Genomic DNA, 14,428 nt, shown 5'->3' with positions numbered 1-14,428 from the left:
TCAGAACTGGTAGGTCATGCCCACGGCAACGATGTCGTCGTCGCTAAGACCCAGTTTATTATCGCTCTTCAGCTGGTTGATTTTATAATCAACGAAGGCGTTCATGTTTTTGTTGAAGTAGTAGGTCAGGCCGACGTCGATATAGTTGACCAGGTCTTCGCTACCCACGCCTTCGATATCCTTACCTTTTGACAGCACGTAGCCCAGGGACGGACGCAGGCCGAAGTCGAACTGGTACTGTGCCACCGCTTCAAAGTTCTGCGCTTTAGTCGCAAAACCGCCGCTGATCGGGGTCATTTTGCGGGTTTCAGAATACATGGTCGCCAGGTAGATATTGTTGGCGTCATATTTCAGGCCGGTAGCCCAGGCTTCCGCTTTTTTACCCACGCCGCGAGCCAGCTGGTTCTGGGCGTCAGTACGGTCAGAGCTGGTGTAGGCTGCGCTGATGGCGAAATCGCTGCCGCCGAAGTCATAGCTTAAAGATGTACCGAAGCCGTCGCCGTTCTGTTTCTTGGCTTCGCGGCCTTCGTTTTTACCCTGATACTGGAGGGTCAAATCCAGACCATCAACCACGCCGAAGAAGTCGGTATTGCGGTAGGTTGCCAGGCCGCTGGAGCGTTTGGTCATGAAGTTATCGGTCTGAGCGGAAGAGTCGCCGCCGAATTCCGGGAACATATCGGTCCAGGCTTCAACATCGTACAGCGCGCCGAGGTTACGGCCGTAGTCGAAGGAGCCGAAGTCCTTCAGTTTTACGCCAGCGAACGCCAGACGAGTCTTCTGGGAAGAGTCGCTTTCGGTTTTGTTGCCGGAGAATTCGGATTCCCAGCGACCGTATCCGGTCAGCTGATCGTTAATCTGGGTTTCGCCTTTGATGCCGAAACGAACGTAGGTCTGGTCGCCGTCCTTGCTGTCATCATCGCTTAAATAGTGCATCGCTCTGACTTTACCGTACACGTCCAGCTTATTGCCGTTTTTGTTGAAAACTTCGGCTGCCTGGGTAGCCGAAGAAGCAATAAGACCCATCATCATTAATGCCAGTGAGCTCTTTTTCATTATTCAGTCCTGGTGATTTATTTATACGCGCTAATCAATTCCGGGCGAAGGCCCCGTGAAAACAGGAGGTTTTTTAACGCTCCAGTATTAAAAATTTATGACAATGTGGAACTTTTTATAAAAAAGGGTATTTAAATGTTTCCATCATAAAATTGTCATCATCCCTCTCCAGAATGCCCGATCCCGTGCAATAAAACGGCGCGCTAAAAACGCCGTTGTTGGCAAGCGGCCTGACTCCTGTTACAACATCACCTCGATATCGATATTCCTTTTGAACGGCAGAGAATCATGAGTGATAGCCAGACGCTGGTGGTAAAACTGGGCACCAGTGTTTTAACGGGCGGATCCCGCCGCCTGAACCGCGCCCATATCGTCGAATTAGTGCGCCAGTGCGCGCAGCTGCACGCCATGGGCCACCGCATTGTTATTGTGACCTCCGGGGCCATCGCCGCCGGTCGTGAGCACCTCGGCTACCCGGAACTTCCCGCGACTATTGCGTCGAAACAGCTGCTGGCGGCGGTAGGACAGAGTCGTCTGATCCAGCTGTGGGAACAGCTGTTTTCCATTTACGGTATCCATGTTGGCCAGATGCTGCTGACCCGCGCGGATATGGAAGACCGGGAGCGTTTCCTTAACGCCCGCGATACCCTGCGCGCCCTGCTGGATAACAACATCGTGCCGGTCATTAATGAAAATGACGCCGTGGCAACCGCCGAGATTAAAGTCGGCGATAACGACAATCTTTCGGCGCTGGCCGCTATTCTTGCCGGCGCCGATAAGCTGCTGCTGCTGACCGATCAGCAGGGCCTGTTCACCGCTGACCCGCGTAATAATCCGCAGGCCGAGCTCATTACGGACGTGCACGGTATTGATGACGCCCTGCGCGCGATTGCCGGTGACAGCGTTTCCGGCCTCGGTACCGGCGGGATGGGCACCAAGCTGCAGGCAGCCGACGTCGCCTGCCGTGCGGGTATCGACACCATCATTGCCGCAGGCAGCAGGCCTGGCGTAATTGGCGATGTGATGCAGGGCCTCTCGGTCGGTACGCGTTTTCACGCGCAGGAATCCCCGCTGGAGAACCGCAAGCGCTGGATTTTCGGCGCCCCGCCGGCGGGAGAACTCACCGTCGATGCCGGTGCGGTGCAGGCGATTCTGGAACGAGGAAGCTCGCTGCTGCCGAAAGGCATCAAAGTCGTTACCGGCAACTTCTCGCGCGGCGAAGTTATCCGCATCCGCAATAGCGACGGCCGCGATATTGCTCACGGCGTTAGCCGTTACAACAGCGATGCGCTGCGCCTGATTGCCGGCCAGCACTCGCAGCAGATTGATGCGATCCTCGGCTATGAGTATGGCCCGGTCGCCGTCCATCGTGACGATATGATAATCCGTTAAGGAGCTGAAAATGCTGGAACAAATGGGCATAGCTGCCAAAGCGGCCTCTTACAAACTCGCGCTGCTTTCCAGCCGCGAAAAGAACCAGGTGCTGGAGAAGATTGCCGATTATCTGCAGGCCGGGACCGAGACTATTCTGCGGGCTAACGCCGAGGATCTGGCAGAAGCTCGCACCAACGGCCTGAGCGAAGCCATGCTCGATCGCCTGGCGCTCACTCCGGCGCGCCTCAACGGGATAGCCAACGACGTTCGTCAGGTGTGCAGCCTGGCCGATCCGGTGGGACAGGTCATTGACGGCGGGCTGCTCGACAGCGGCCTGCGTATTGAACGCCGTCGCGTCCCGCTGGGCGTTATCGGCGTGATCTACGAAGCGCGACCAAACGTCACCGTAGACGTCGCCTCCCTGTGCCTGAAAACCGGCAACGCGGCCATCCTGCGCGGCGGGAAAGAAACCTGGCGCACCAACGCCGCGACGGTGAAGGTGATCCAGCAGGCGCTGGAAGAGTGCGGGCTGCCGGCCGCTGCGGTACAGGCGATTGAGAGTCCCGATCGGGCGCTGGTCGGCGAGATGCTGAAGATGGATAAGTATATCGATATGCTGATCCCTCGCGGCGGCGCGGGCCTGCATAAGCTGTGTCGGGAGCAGTCAACTATCCCGGTCATCACCGGCGGTATTGGCGTGTGCCATATCTTTGTTGATGAGTCCGCCGAGATTGAACCGGCGCTGAAGATCCTCGTCAACGCCAAGACCCAGCGTCCGAGCACCTGCAACACCGTCGAGACTCTGTTGGTGCATGAGAACATCGCCGGGCGCTTCCTGCCTGCGCTGAGCAAGCAGATGGCGGAAAGCGGCGTGACGCTGCACGCTGACGCGCGGTCGCTGCCGGTGTTGCAGAACGGCCCGGCGAGCGTAGAGCCGGTGAAGGCCGAGCAGTACGATGACGAGTTTCTGTCGCTGGATCTGAATGTCAAAGTCGTTGCCGACCTCGACGACGCCATTGCGCACATCCGCCAGCACGGTACCCAGCACTCTGATGCCATCCTCACCCGCACCCTGAGCCACGCGAATCGTTTTATCAACGAGGTGGACTCTTCTGCGGTGTACGTGAATGCCTCCACCCGCTTCACCGACGGCGGCCAGTTTGGTCTCGGCGCGGAGGTGGCGGTCAGCACCCAGAAGCTGCACGCGCGCGGCCCGATGGGCCTTGAAGCGTTGACGACCTATAAGTGGATTGGTTTCGGCGACGATACTATTCGTGCTTAAAGCCAGACGGGTGATGCAAAAGTAGCCGGTTGATTCATAAGGCCATTGACGCATCACCCACTTAGTTTTAACCTTTTACCCCGTGGTTCACCCCGGTGAACGCGTCCTCTTCAGGGCCGATATAGCTCAGTTGGTAGAGCAGCGCATTCGTAATGCGAAGGTCGTAGGTTCGACTCCTATTATCGGCACCATCAAAATCAATAAGTTACAGAAAGAACTATCCTGAAAAACCTCTTTGGGGTTACACCAGGGTTACTTTTTTCCCCGCGGCCAACGCACTTAAGCTCACTGTTCTTATCGCTGAACCAGGGCATCAAAACTGCCATACACTGTTCAGGATAGAAGCCCCCCGCGATGAGATGTTTAAAAACACTTTAGCTTCGATATGAAGTGTCTTTTGGCATGCATACGCTTTTTATATCTTCAGCCTTAAAAAAATATTTTCATATTGATATCAATACATTAATAACAGGCTGCTTCTTAAAAAAGCCGTTAAATATGTTAAGAATTGTTAAGGTTAAAATCGGGTTTTTACCGCAGGAACGCCCTCTCTCGTCTTTCTCACAGGAGAGTTTGGATTTCGAAGGGTTGTTATGAAAATTATTGTCCGATCAGGCTGAGGCTCAATCTGGCGCAAATAAAATGCGCCAATGAGATCCTTAACGCCTCCGGTCATGCCCTCAGTGCAGTACAGAATCACTCTAGCCTGCTCTATCGCGCCTCTGAAGAGGCGGGGACCCTTGACTATTGCCGACGAAATAACATCACGTTCTTTACGTATATCGTCACCCTGGTAGAACGCCATTCCCGCTTTGTTATGCTGGCCAAAATCAGGGACAACAAAGACCATAACGGTTATATCTGCGCTCATCAGACAAGCCCGGGAATTACCTGTTGAGCTTTATAAAAACATTAACATGGGATCGGGGGGCTGAAATGACCAGCCACACCCGATTTACTGTAGCGACAGACATTCAGGTTTATTTCTGTGATCCTCAATCTCCCCGGCAACGTGGCTCAAATGAAAATACGAACAGATTGCTCAGACAATATTTCCAACAGGAACTGACTTATCGGTTCACAGCCAGCAAAGGCTTAACAGTGTTGCCGGACAGCTCAACGAAAGGCCGAGAAAAACGCCAGACTATGAATCACCCGTAGAACGGTTCAATAAGTGTGTTGCATCCATTGGTTGTACTCGCAGCACAAAGCGGACATTCCGGATGCTAATAAATAGCTAATACAAATAGTTCCCAGCCATCTGGCAGGCTTGTTTTCACAGTGGTTGAAACAGTGTTAACTGTAATCCTGCTGGCGCTTCCAGACGATTATTCAAAGAATTAAAGGGCGTCACCCTTGGTTTTGAGAGCATACGCGCGCCTCCCTCCACCAAAGTTGCGGTTGCTGTGGCAATGTCTACCACCTCAAACGCTACCCGTACCCAGCCGGAAACTCGCTCACCGACTTCAATATTATCGATGTAAGCAGCTGTCGCTGGTTCTACCAACTCTAACGTAGCTTTGCCCGCCTCAAGTATTGCCACCCTACCTTCATCAGGTGGGACAGCACTAATTTGCGTCAATCCAAGTCTATCGCGATAGAAGGAAAGCGCATTATCAAAATCTTCTGTAGTGATTACTAAACGAAGCTGTTTTACCGCTGTTTTAGACATGGTCATCTCCTGATTAACTCAATGAATAATTTTCATCTTCTATGCTGCATGTAAGAAGATATCTTGATGTTATATAGTTAATCAAAATCATAATTCTCAGCTAAAGATGTAAAAAACTCATCATGAAAAAAAGACTTCCGCCTTTACGTTCACTACAAGTATTTGATGCAGTAGCAAGACTAAAAAGCTTCAAACTGGCCGCTGAAGAAATTGGCGTTTCGCCAACGGCCATCAGCCACCAAATCCGACTGCTGGAAAGTCTGCTGGAGGTTAGTGTATTTGAACGAACACCACGCAAGGTAGAACTCACCGCTAGCGGGAAGATTCTGCAACGGGCCTCCATTCAGGCCTTCCGGTTGCTAGAAAATGCGGTGGAAGAAATTGTTGAGGTACAACGTCCAAGAGTTCTGACGCTAACAGCCACCACCGCGATGATCACTCATTGGTTGGTACCGAGACTACCGGCGCTGATGCGCGAGTTCCCCACAATAGAACTACGACTACATGCCGATGACTGCATTGTGGATTTGCGCAGCAGGAAGATTGACATGGCCCTGCGCTACGGTACTGAACCGGATGAGCAGTTGGCACCACGCCTGCTATACCGGGATCGTTTCGTGCTGGTCGCCAGCCCACAGCTCACCTTGAAGACGCCAGAGGATATGCTACAAGTCACGCTGCTTCATACCGATGGTCGCCGGATACCACAACCTGTGCCAGACTGGCAGCGCTGGCGCAATGAATTTGGCCCAGCGGCGCTGGATATTAACGCCGGGCCACGGTTCACCGACGAGGCTCATGTAATTCAGGCTGCGATTGCAGGACAGGGGGTGGCTATTGTCAGTGAGTTGATGGCACAACATGCTCTGAGAGACGGGTTGCTTGTTGCCCCTTTCAACACAGCCTTATCCGGTGCAGCACATTATTTCGTCAGCAATCCCGAAGGTAACCACCACCAAACCATAAAGCAACTTGCCGAATGGTTATCGGCAGAAATGGCTCCCCAAAAACCGTGATGCGGTTGAGATTCCTAACCATTAAGTGTGACCGGATTCTTCTGATGGGAGCTCACGCGAACCCGCTTTAATTGCCCTAAATTATGCCCTCATTAGCGCTGCCCTGCCCCATAAACACTTTTTTTGCTCCATCAGCAAACAGTCGACGCCCTACTCTGGTGCGCAAAAAACGTACAACAGCACGTCGTTAACGACCTTAAAAAATAACGCCGCCACTTTTTTCACGCCGTTTTGAATCAGACTAATCATTCCTGGGATCAACGTTCCCTCCCTATGCCACCAGGGTGTATTTCCGCGGGTTTAATTTTGATTCATTCCAATCAATGAAAATCATCTTTGGCACATACGTTGCAATTGTGATTGTGTCAAACCGAAAGGGAATAACATATGGAACAGGCTGAAGTTATCTCCAGACTAAAAGCAATGTACGAACAGCTCCCCCGTCAGGAACGACAGGCGGCCAGCTTTGTGTTAGACCACGCCCAGGAAGTGGCGGTGATGTCGATGCGTGAACAGTCACGTCTTGCCGGCGTTCCGCCTTCCACGATGACCCGTTTGGCAAAACGCCTCGGACTCGGCGGCTACGATGCGTTGCGTGAAGTGTTTATCGCCACCGTACGTGCCAAAAGCAGCATCTATGAATCACGAGTGCCGGGGATGGTTGCGATGAATAAGCAGGGAGAAGCCTCTCTGCTGCGCGACCTGGCCGCGACCACGCAGGCCCATATCGAAACACTTTGCCGTCAGGAGAACCTTGAGTCGATGATCCGCGCCAGCAGGCTGCTGGCAGAAGCGCGGACCATTTACTGTCTGGGACTTCGCTCATCGTTTCCTGTCGTCTTCCATTTTCAACATGTCAGCGCCTGGTTCGCCAATAATGTGCGCCTGATTGATGGCGCAGGCGAAAGCGGCATGATGACGCTGATGGGGGAGATTAATGCCAAAGATGTGCTGCTGGTGGTCAGTCTGGCCCCCTATTCCCGACGGGCCGTCACGCTGGCCCGCTATTTAGCCCAACGGAAAATCCGTGTTGTCGCAATTACCGATAATGCCAGTTCTCCTGTCGCAAGATTGGCCGCGGAATCAATATTGGTACAAAAGAAAACGGCGTCGTTTTTCGACACCATTACGCCAGCCTTATTAGTTAGTGAATTACTGGTGGCATTATTTGCCGCCAACGCCCGGACCGATATTCACTCGGCAGTGAAAAGAACCGAAGAACAATTATGGGCCACCGGAGAGTGGTGGAGTCTTAACTAGTTATTCACGACAGACCAGAGGATAAAATGAGATATAAATCCGAAATGACCACCGCACCGAAACATGGTCATAAGAGCCTGCTTTATTCCGAAGTAGTCAGTGATTTAAATACGTTGGATCGCGTAGATATCGCCGTATTAGGGATTCCTTATGGCTCGCCTTATTCCATTGATGAGGTCACCAACGATCAAACCAATGGACCAACGGCAGTGCGCCAGGCGACCGATCGCGCGGTGCGCAGCATTGAGCGTTACGATTTCGATATTGGCGGCCCGCTGATGGATAATCAGGATATTCGCATGATCGATTGCGGCGATATCGCAGGCGATGCGCGTGCCCTTGGTCAACATTACGAAGCGGCCGAAGCGGTGGTACGTAAAATTCTGCAACTGGGAGGCATGCCGCTGGTGATTGGTGGCGACCACGGCATTCCGATTCCGGTGCTGCGCGCGCTGGATGAACTGAATGAAACCATCACCCTGATTCATGTCGATGCTCATCTGGACTGGCGTCAGGATGTCAACGGCGTGACCGATGGTTACTCCAGCCCCATTCGCCGGGCCTCGGAAATGAAGCACATCGGCGAAATCTGGCAAATTGGCCTGCGCGCAAACGGTTCGGCCCGCCAGGAAGAGGTGGACGCAGCGCTGGAATATGGTGCGAAATTGATTCCTGCCCATCAGCTGCATGATGAGGGTATTGACAGCCTGTTAGCACGTATTCCTGATGGCGGTCATTATTATATTACCTGTGACGCCGATGGTATTGACCCAACGATTATGCCTGCGGTCAACGGCCCGGCATTAGGCGGAGTAACCTATCACCAAATGCGTAAATTAATTCACGGTCTGGTGGCAAAAGGCAAAGTCGTGGGCATGGATCTGGTTGAAATCACGCCGAAGAAAGATATTAACCAAATTACCGCCATTACCGCCTGTCGGTTCTTTGTCAATTTAATTGGCACTGCGGTGCGCGCGGGTTATTTCAATAAAAATAGTTAATCCGCCTCATGACCGCGCATTTACGTAACAATAACCTGAACGGGAAATAATGAGATGAAAAAACAGTTTGCATTTGCAGCAATGCTGGGACTCGCTTGCACATTCTCCAGCCTCTCCGCCAGCGCCACCGATTTGCTGGATACCATTATGCAGCAAAAGGTGGTGCGTATTGCGGTCCCTCAGGATTACGCCCCCTATGGCTTTGTGGGGAGTGATATGCAGCCGCAGGGCATTGATATCGACACCGCCAAACTGATCGCCGATAAACTGGGCGTGAAGCTGCAGCTGGTGCCGGTCACAGGCCCAAATCGCGTCCCCTATCTGCAAAGCGGTAAAGCGGATATGACCATCTCCTCGCTGGGTAAAACCGCGGAGCGCGCCAAAGTGATCGACTACAGCATCGCCTATGCGCCTTTCTTTGATGCGGTGTTTGGCAAGGCCGGGGTGAAAGCCAGCAACGCCGACGAGCTGGCGGGCAAAACGGTCTCGGTAACCCGCGGCTCGATGCAGGATGAAGAGTTAACGACCCTGGCACCGAAAGCTAACGTCAAACGCTTTGAAGATAACAACAGCACTATCGCCTCGTTCATGTCCGGCCAAACGCAATTAGTGGCAATCGGTACCACCGTCGCCGGCGCGCTGAAGCAGAAAAACCCCGACCTGGATATCCAGTTAAAAGTGATTCTGGCTAACGCCCCGTGCTACGTCGGCCTGCCGAAAGGTAACCCCGCGCTGGTTGCCAAAGTGAATGAAATTCTGCGCGCCGCGAAAGCCGACGGCACCATCAATCAGATTTCGCAGAAGTGGCTGGGTGCGCCAGCAGGCGATCTGCCTGAATCCTAAGCATTATGGCTCCCTGCGGGCGGGGAGTCTTTTCTCTGGTGGGGAATAACATGAACCATTATGCAACCCATATTTTGGCCCGGCAGGCGGCGGCCATAACGCTGTCGTCGATCCCAGGCGACGTGCGGCGGGTCGCCTGTCGCGCGCTGATCGACACGCTGGGCGTGGCGTTGGCTGGCAGCACGATGCCGATAGTGCAGCGTCTGAAACGGACGGTAATGAGCGAGGGTAAGGCCAGCACGCTGGGCGGCACGCTGGGCGGCACGCTGCGCGTCAGCCCGCTGGACGCCGCGCGGATCAACGGCTGCGCCGCGCACGCGCTGGATTTCGATGATAACTGCTACGCCGGATTCGTCCATGGCTCCGCGGTCATCATCCCGGCCGCACTGGCAGTTGCTCAGCAGTATGACCGCGACGGCGCCAGTCTGCTGACGGCCATTGTCTCGGGCAGCGAATGCCAATACCGGCTCGGCGAAGCGCTGGGCCAGCAGCTGTATCAACGCGGATGGTGGACAACCGGGGTTCTGGGCGTGGTCGGCGCCGCCGTTGCCGCCGCCCACCTGCTACGCCTGGATACGCCTCAGGTTGCGCACGCCATTGCGTTAGCTCTCGCCGCCGCTGGCGGCAGTAAAAGCGCCTTTGGCAGCGATGCGAAAGCCGTGATGGCCGGACTGGCCGCCGAACGAGGCATTCAGGCGGCGCTGATGGCGCAAGCGGGAATCACTGGTCCGCTCAATACGCTGGAGCATCATTACGGATTGCCGATGCTGATGAACAATGCCCAATGGCAGCCGGAGCGGTTAACCGCTCCCGGCTGGCGCTTGCTGCAGCCGGGGCTGGACGTTAAACGCATCCCGGTATGCCTGTCTGCTCACGCGGCCGTCGATGCGGTTGTCACCCTGATGCAACGGCATACGCTTGCGGTGGATGGAATCAAGCAGATCCAGTGCGATGTGCCGCAGATCGTGCTCGCCAACCTGATTTACGCCGATCCGCTGACTCCGCAACAGGCGCAATTCAGCCTGCCCTATGCCATCGCCGCCACGCTATTTTATGGCGAGTTAACCCTGAATCAGTTGACGCAGGCGTCGCTGGAACCGGCGGAGCTCCATGCGCTGATGGCGAAAGTCACGATCGCAAGCAGCCCGCAGTGGCAACACCCGCAGAGTTTGCAAACCGCCCCGGAAGGTGCCTGCGTCACCCTGAATCTGAAATCGGGGCGGCAGCTCAGCTGTCGTGTCGATCGCGCGTTGGGCAATGCCGCCCATCCTTTGAGCGATGAAGCGCTGGATGACAAATTCCTGTCATGCGCCCGGCGTGCTCTACCCGCAGCCACGAGTCGTCACCTTCTGGCCCAACTGCGCCAGGTTATCGCCCTGCCCTCCGTGGCGCGGCTGTCACAACTACTGGAGAAACCAGACCATGAGCTTTGATTTTTCGCCGGTATTGAGCCAGTGGCCGATGTTGCTTAACGGCATCGCTATCACCCTCATGATGACGCTGGTGGCCACGTTACTGGGCATTGCCCTGGGGATTGCCTGCGGCTGGGGCCGCGCCAACGGCCCACGCCCGCTGCGGTGGCTCATTGCCAGCTATGTCGAGCTGGTTCGCAATACGCCCTATATCATCCAGCTGTTTTTTATCTTTTTCGGCCTGCCGGCGGTGGGCGTACAGATGTCGGCGCTGACGGCCAGCGTGCTGTCGCTGATCCTCAACCTTGGCGCGTACGCCAGTGAGATCGCCCGCGCCGGTATTGAGAACACGCCGCGCAGCCAAATCGAAGCGGCGCAGAGCCTTGCGTTGAACCGCTGGCACATTTTTACCCGCGTGGTGCTGCCTCCGGCTCTTGGCAGAGTCTGGCCCGCGTTGGTCAGTCAGGTCATTATCATCATGCTGGGTTCGGCGGTATGCAGCCAGATCTCAACCGAGGAGCTGTCGTTCAGCGCCAACCTGATTGCCAGCCGCACCTTCCGTAATTTCGAAGCCTACATTATCGCCGCCGCTGCCTATCTGGTATTAGCCATCGCCGTGCGCCAGATCCTGAACTGGATAGGCCCGCGCTTTATTTACCGTCGACCTTGAGGAACCATGATGAGCGACTTTTCCTTATGGGATATCTATCGCAACCTGCTGCTGGCGCTGCGCTGGACGGTTGGATTGTCCGCTATCGCTTTTATTGGCGGGGGCGTCGTCGGTGGGTTACTGCTGGTACTGCGCCTCTCTGGTTCACGTATCGCCGGCTATTTCGTCCGCGGCTATGTGCAGCTTTTTCAGGGAACGCCGCTGCTGCTGCAACTCTTTCTGGTCTATTTCGGCCTGGCGATCGCCGGTATTAATACTTCACCGTTATTTACCGCCAGTTTCTGCCTGACGCTATACGCCAGCGCCTATTTAAGCGAAATCTGGCGCGGCAGCGTGGAAGCCATTCCGCGCCAGCAGTGGGAGGCGGCGCAAAGCCTGGCGCTCAACTTTCGCGAGCAGTTGCGCTACATCATTCTGCCCCAGGCCCTGCGTGTGGCCATCGCCCCTACCGTCGGCTTTTTAGTGCAGGCCATTAAAAACACGGCGCTGGCGTCGGTGATTGGTTTTGTCGAACTGACGCGCGCCGGGCAGATCATCTCGAACGCCACGTTTTCACCCTTCCTGATTTACGGCAGCGTGGCCCTGTTCTACTTCTTTCTGTGCTTTCCGCTCTCCATATGGAGCCGGCATCTTGAACAACGTTTGTCACGGAGAACCAACTGATGACCCAGACAGCCGATTTTTCCCTGGTGGATATACGCGCGCTGCGTAAGCGTTTTGGCGAAAACGAGGTGCTGAAAGGCATTGATTTGCAGATAAAACGCCAGGAAGTGGTGTGCATTATCGGCAAAAGCGGCTCGGGGAAAAGCACCTTATTACGCTGCATTAATGGCCTGGATGCCTATCAGGCGGGAGAGCTGCGGGTGGACGGGCAGCCGGTGCAGCAGGACAACGGCGCCGCTCTGCGCGAACTGCGGCAAAACGTCGGCATGATTTTTCAGAGCTTTAATCTTTTTCCTCACCTTACCGTGGGTAAGAACGTGATGCTGGCCCCGACGCTGGTGAAAAAGATGGCCAAAGGTGAAGCCGAGCGCACGGCCAGACGGTTACTGGAACGCGTCGGCCTGGCCGATAAATTTGATGCCTGGCCGGATAGCCTCTCCGGCGGTCAACAGCAGCGCGTCGCGATTGCCCGCTCGCTGGCGATGAATCCGGAAATCTTGCTGTGCGATGAAATAACCTCCGCGCTGGATCCGGAGCTGGTCGGCGAAGTGCTGCAGGTGATTGAGTCGCTGGCGCAGGAAGGTATGACCATCATCATGGTCACGCACGAAATGAATTTCGCGCGCAAAGTCAGCGACCGGGTAGTGTTTATGCATCAAGGGCGCGTCCACGAAGTGGGTAGCCCGGACACACTGTTTACTCAGCCGCAAACGGCAGAACTTCGTCAATTCCTGGCCTGAGGGCCGCTAATACACCCTGGAGCAAAAAATGGTACACACGCGTATTCGTCCGTTTAATACCAAAGAGACCTATCCGGAACAAAATCTGGATAACGATCTGTGTCAGGCCGTTGTCGCCGGAAATATGGTCTTTCTACGCGGGCAAATTGGGCAAAACTTAGACACCCGTGAATCAGTGGGCATCGGTGATATTGCGGCGCAAACCGAGCAGGCAATGTACAACATCAACATGCTGCTGGAAGAGAGCGGCAGCAACCTGCAAGAGATCTGCAAAATTACCGTTTATCTGACCGATGTTCGCCACCGTGAAACGGTATACAACATCATGGGCCGCTGGTTGAAAGGCGTGTTCCCGGTCTCTACCGGACTGATGATTTCACATTTGGCTCGTCCGGAATGGCAAGTTGAGATCGACGTGATTGCCGTGAAAGCGGGTTGATAAAACCTCCACGACGTACCCACGCTGGCGCAAGCGTGGGCGTTAGAAGGGACATCGTCGATAACATTTGGCCTGAAACCAAATGACGACGAGGGCAGACGGATGATCGGCCAGTTAACACTCCGGTTTTCCAGAAAATTAATTGAGCTGCTGAAAAACCGCGCCGGCAGCGAAAAAATCTCGGTCAATGCTCTGACGTAGCGTCTGGTCGAGCACAGCCTGCAGAGCAGCCTGCCTCAGGATGAGTTTCTGCAGCTGTCCACTGACCCGGACCAGTCGTTGCGACAAATCTACCGGAGAATCAACGGAGACGGGGTGTTTAGCCCTCAGGCGATGACGCCAGACGAGCTGCAGTGGCTGTTTCACCAGGTCCGTGAGGCGTGCGTCAGCCCGGTAGATCTCGTCACCCCGCGGGGGATCGAAACAGCCCTGCAAATCAGCCGTCAGCTGGCTGCAGCAGCCGTCGAAAACCAGCTGTCATTTCGCGAACTGCGCGTGCAGGCCGGGACTAACTGGACGGAAGCCGCAGTAGAGTGTCCGGCGAGCCTGCGCCCGGATATAGATGCGATTGGTGCCGTTTATCGGATGTCTATGTATGGTACTACCGGGGATAAAGCTCAAACAGGCTCAGTAACGAAAATAACCACTGAGAAACAATGTCTTTAGTCCGCTATGTTATTCGCAGGTAGGTAGGTCGGCCAGGCATTATGATTACCCCCAACAGCCTATGGGGTTGGGGTATATTTTCGGCATATCTGTCCGGTATCCCCATCCTCTTACTCGAGGCAAGCTGATGTCCATAGCGATCCATAAACACAAATTTTCAACAAATACTCCGCGTTGCAATGTCTGCTGCACGAACTTGCCCGTACGCAAGCCCCTAAGAGGCTGCTCTGAGCGAACAATTGTAAAGTTGCTGGCATAACCCACCCTCGGATTACAGGCGTAAGCGGGAGTTAAATCAAGTTCTCACTTTGTGTCCTTTTAGCGGATTCACAATGAT

General features: G+C 54.7%; 14 protein-coding genes, 1 tRNA gene and 1 pseudogene. 14 read left to right on the top strand and 2 right to left on the bottom strand.

All coding sequences use genetic code 11. The annotated features are described in order from the left end of the window. Nucleotides 1-1,053 (bottom strand): phosphoporin PhoE, encoded by a 1,053-nt coding sequence (gene phoE, locus NWP14_RS08050; RefSeq protein WP_095094208.1) that lies wholly within the window; start codon nucleotides 1,051-1,053, stop codon nucleotides 1-3. A gap of 288 nt (nucleotides 1,054-1,341) precedes the next feature. On the opposite strand from phoE, the gene proB reads away from it, so the two are divergent. From proB to NWP14_RS08030, 4 genes and pseudogenes are all read left to right on the top strand, one after another. Further along, nucleotides 1,342-2,445: a glutamate 5-kinase gene (gene proB / locus NWP14_RS08045; RefSeq protein ID WP_159235870.1), complete on the top strand. Its 1,104-nt coding sequence runs from the start codon at nucleotides 1,342-1,344 to the stop codon at nucleotides 2,443-2,445. Nucleotides 2,446-2,455: 10 nt separating this feature from the next. After that, the gene (gene proA / locus NWP14_RS08040) at nucleotides 2,456-3,709 is read left to right on the top strand and encodes a glutamate-5-semialdehyde dehydrogenase (RefSeq protein WP_375215142.1); all 1,254 of its coding nucleotides are present in this window, start codon (nucleotides 2,456-2,458) and stop codon (nucleotides 3,707-3,709) included. Nucleotides 3,710-3,824: 115 nt separating this feature from the next. Continuing rightward, nucleotides 3,825-3,900, top strand: a tRNA-Thr gene (locus tag NWP14_RS08035). Nucleotides 3,901-4,484: 584 nt separating this feature from the next. Further along, nucleotides 4,485-4,950: pseudogene (locus NWP14_RS08030) on the top strand (IS30 family transposase); the annotation flags it as partial. Between the two features lie 35 nt (nucleotides 4,951-4,985). Here NWP14_RS08030 and NWP14_RS08025 read toward each other — a convergent pair. Further along, nucleotides 4,986-5,381, bottom strand: a complete 396-nt coding sequence (locus NWP14_RS08025; protein WP_095105531.1) for a VOC family protein — start codon at nucleotides 5,379-5,381, stop codon at nucleotides 4,986-4,988. Between the two features lie 122 nt (nucleotides 5,382-5,503). On the opposite strand from NWP14_RS08025, the gene NWP14_RS08020 reads away from it, so the two are divergent. The 10 genes from NWP14_RS08020 to NWP14_RS07975 all read left to right on the top strand — a co-directional run bounded on the left by NWP14_RS08020 (nucleotide 5,504) and on the right by NWP14_RS07975 (nucleotide 14,091). Next, nucleotides 5,504-6,397, top strand: coding sequence for a LysR substrate-binding domain-containing protein (locus NWP14_RS08020; protein WP_095105529.1), 894 nt, complete (start codon nucleotides 5,504-5,506; stop codon nucleotides 6,395-6,397). A 387-nt stretch (nucleotides 6,398-6,784) separates the two neighbouring features. Further along, nucleotides 6,785-7,657: a MurR/RpiR family transcriptional regulator gene (locus NWP14_RS08015; protein WP_331834105.1), complete on the top strand. Its 873-nt coding sequence runs from the start codon at nucleotides 6,785-6,787 to the stop codon at nucleotides 7,655-7,657. 26 nt (nucleotides 7,658-7,683) lie between these two features. After that, entirely contained in the window at nucleotides 7,684-8,658 is a 975-nt protein-coding gene (locus NWP14_RS08010) for an agmatinase (RefSeq protein ID WP_045854814.1), read from the top strand. A gap of 54 nt (nucleotides 8,659-8,712) precedes the next feature. Further along, nucleotides 8,713-9,501 (top strand): transporter substrate-binding domain-containing protein, encoded by a 789-nt coding sequence (locus NWP14_RS08005; protein ID WP_375215141.1) that lies wholly within the window; start codon nucleotides 8,713-8,715, stop codon nucleotides 9,499-9,501. A gap of 50 nt (nucleotides 9,502-9,551) precedes the next feature. Further along, complete coding sequence (locus NWP14_RS08000) at nucleotides 9,552-10,934, top strand: MmgE/PrpD family protein (protein ID WP_375215140.1); 1,383 nt, start codon at nucleotides 9,552-9,554, stop codon at nucleotides 10,932-10,934. Beyond that, complete coding sequence (locus tag NWP14_RS07995; RefSeq protein ID WP_375215139.1) at nucleotides 10,924-11,583, top strand: amino acid ABC transporter permease; 660 nt, start codon at nucleotides 10,924-10,926, stop codon at nucleotides 11,581-11,583. Before NWP14_RS08000 ends, NWP14_RS07995 begins: the two co-directional genes overlap by 11 nt. A 9-nt stretch (nucleotides 11,584-11,592) precedes the next feature. Then, nucleotides 11,593-12,246, top strand: a complete 654-nt coding sequence (locus NWP14_RS07990) for an amino acid ABC transporter permease (RefSeq protein WP_346432040.1) — start codon at nucleotides 11,593-11,595, stop codon at nucleotides 12,244-12,246. Continuing rightward, nucleotides 12,246-12,986 carry an amino acid ABC transporter ATP-binding protein gene (locus tag NWP14_RS07985; RefSeq protein WP_331834102.1) on the top strand — a complete coding sequence of 247 codons (741 nt, stop codon included), beginning with the start codon at nucleotides 12,246-12,248 and terminating at the stop codon, nucleotides 12,984-12,986. The genes NWP14_RS07990 and NWP14_RS07985 overlap by 1 nt, the downstream gene beginning before the upstream one ends. Before the next feature lie 28 nt (nucleotides 12,987-13,014). Next, nucleotides 13,015-13,425 carry a RidA family protein gene (locus NWP14_RS07980; protein ID WP_045854808.1) on the top strand — a complete coding sequence of 137 codons (411 nt, stop codon included), beginning with the start codon at nucleotides 13,015-13,017 and terminating at the stop codon, nucleotides 13,423-13,425. Between the two features lie 315 nt (nucleotides 13,426-13,740). After that, on the top strand, nucleotides 13,741-14,091 hold the full coding sequence (locus NWP14_RS07975; protein ID WP_143350210.1) for a hypothetical protein: 351 nt from the start codon (nucleotides 13,741-13,743) through the stop codon (nucleotides 14,089-14,091). The last annotated feature ends 337 nt before the right edge of the window (nucleotides 14,092-14,428 follow it).

The organism is Klebsiella sp. C349492, from assembly GCF_042055345.1.
Taxonomy (GTDB): Bacteria; Pseudomonadota; Gammaproteobacteria; order Enterobacterales; family Enterobacteriaceae; genus Klebsiella; species Klebsiella scottii.
This window is presented reverse-complemented; position numbering and strand designations above follow the sequence as displayed.

What these genes read in the sequence shown, in the direction of transcription:
- phoE (WP_095094208.1), bottom strand. Translation starts at nt 1,053, where the DNA reads ATGAAAAAGAGCTCACTGGCATTAATGATGATGGGTCTTATTGCTTCT.
- proB (WP_159235870.1), top strand. Translation starts at nt 1,342, where the DNA reads ATGAGTGATAGCCAGACGCTGGTGGTAAAACTGGGCACCAGTGTTTTA.
- proA (WP_375215142.1), top strand. Translation starts at nt 2,456, where the DNA reads ATGCTGGAACAAATGGGCATAGCTGCCAAAGCGGCCTCTTACAAACTC.
- NWP14_RS08025 (WP_095105531.1), bottom strand. Translation starts at nt 5,381, where the DNA reads ATGTCTAAAACAGCGGTAAAACAGCTTCGTTTAGTAATCACTACAGAA.
- NWP14_RS08020 (WP_095105529.1), top strand. Translation starts at nt 5,504, where the DNA reads ATGAAAAAAAGACTTCCGCCTTTACGTTCACTACAAGTATTTGATGCA.
- NWP14_RS08015 (WP_331834105.1), top strand. Translation starts at nt 6,785, where the DNA reads ATGGAACAGGCTGAAGTTATCTCCAGACTAAAAGCAATGTACGAACAG.
- NWP14_RS08010 (WP_045854814.1), top strand. Translation starts at nt 7,684, where the DNA reads ATGAGATATAAATCCGAAATGACCACCGCACCGAAACATGGTCATAAG.
- NWP14_RS08005 (WP_375215141.1), top strand. Translation starts at nt 8,713, where the DNA reads ATGAAAAAACAGTTTGCATTTGCAGCAATGCTGGGACTCGCTTGCACA.
- NWP14_RS08000 (WP_375215140.1), top strand. Translation starts at nt 9,552, where the DNA reads ATGAACCATTATGCAACCCATATTTTGGCCCGGCAGGCGGCGGCCATA.
- NWP14_RS07995 (WP_375215139.1), top strand. Translation starts at nt 10,924, where the DNA reads ATGAGCTTTGATTTTTCGCCGGTATTGAGCCAGTGGCCGATGTTGCTT.
- NWP14_RS07990 (WP_346432040.1), top strand. Translation starts at nt 11,593, where the DNA reads ATGAGCGACTTTTCCTTATGGGATATCTATCGCAACCTGCTGCTGGCG.
- NWP14_RS07985 (WP_331834102.1), top strand. Translation starts at nt 12,246, where the DNA reads ATGACCCAGACAGCCGATTTTTCCCTGGTGGATATACGCGCGCTGCGT.
- NWP14_RS07980 (WP_045854808.1), top strand. Translation starts at nt 13,015, where the DNA reads ATGGTACACACGCGTATTCGTCCGTTTAATACCAAAGAGACCTATCCG.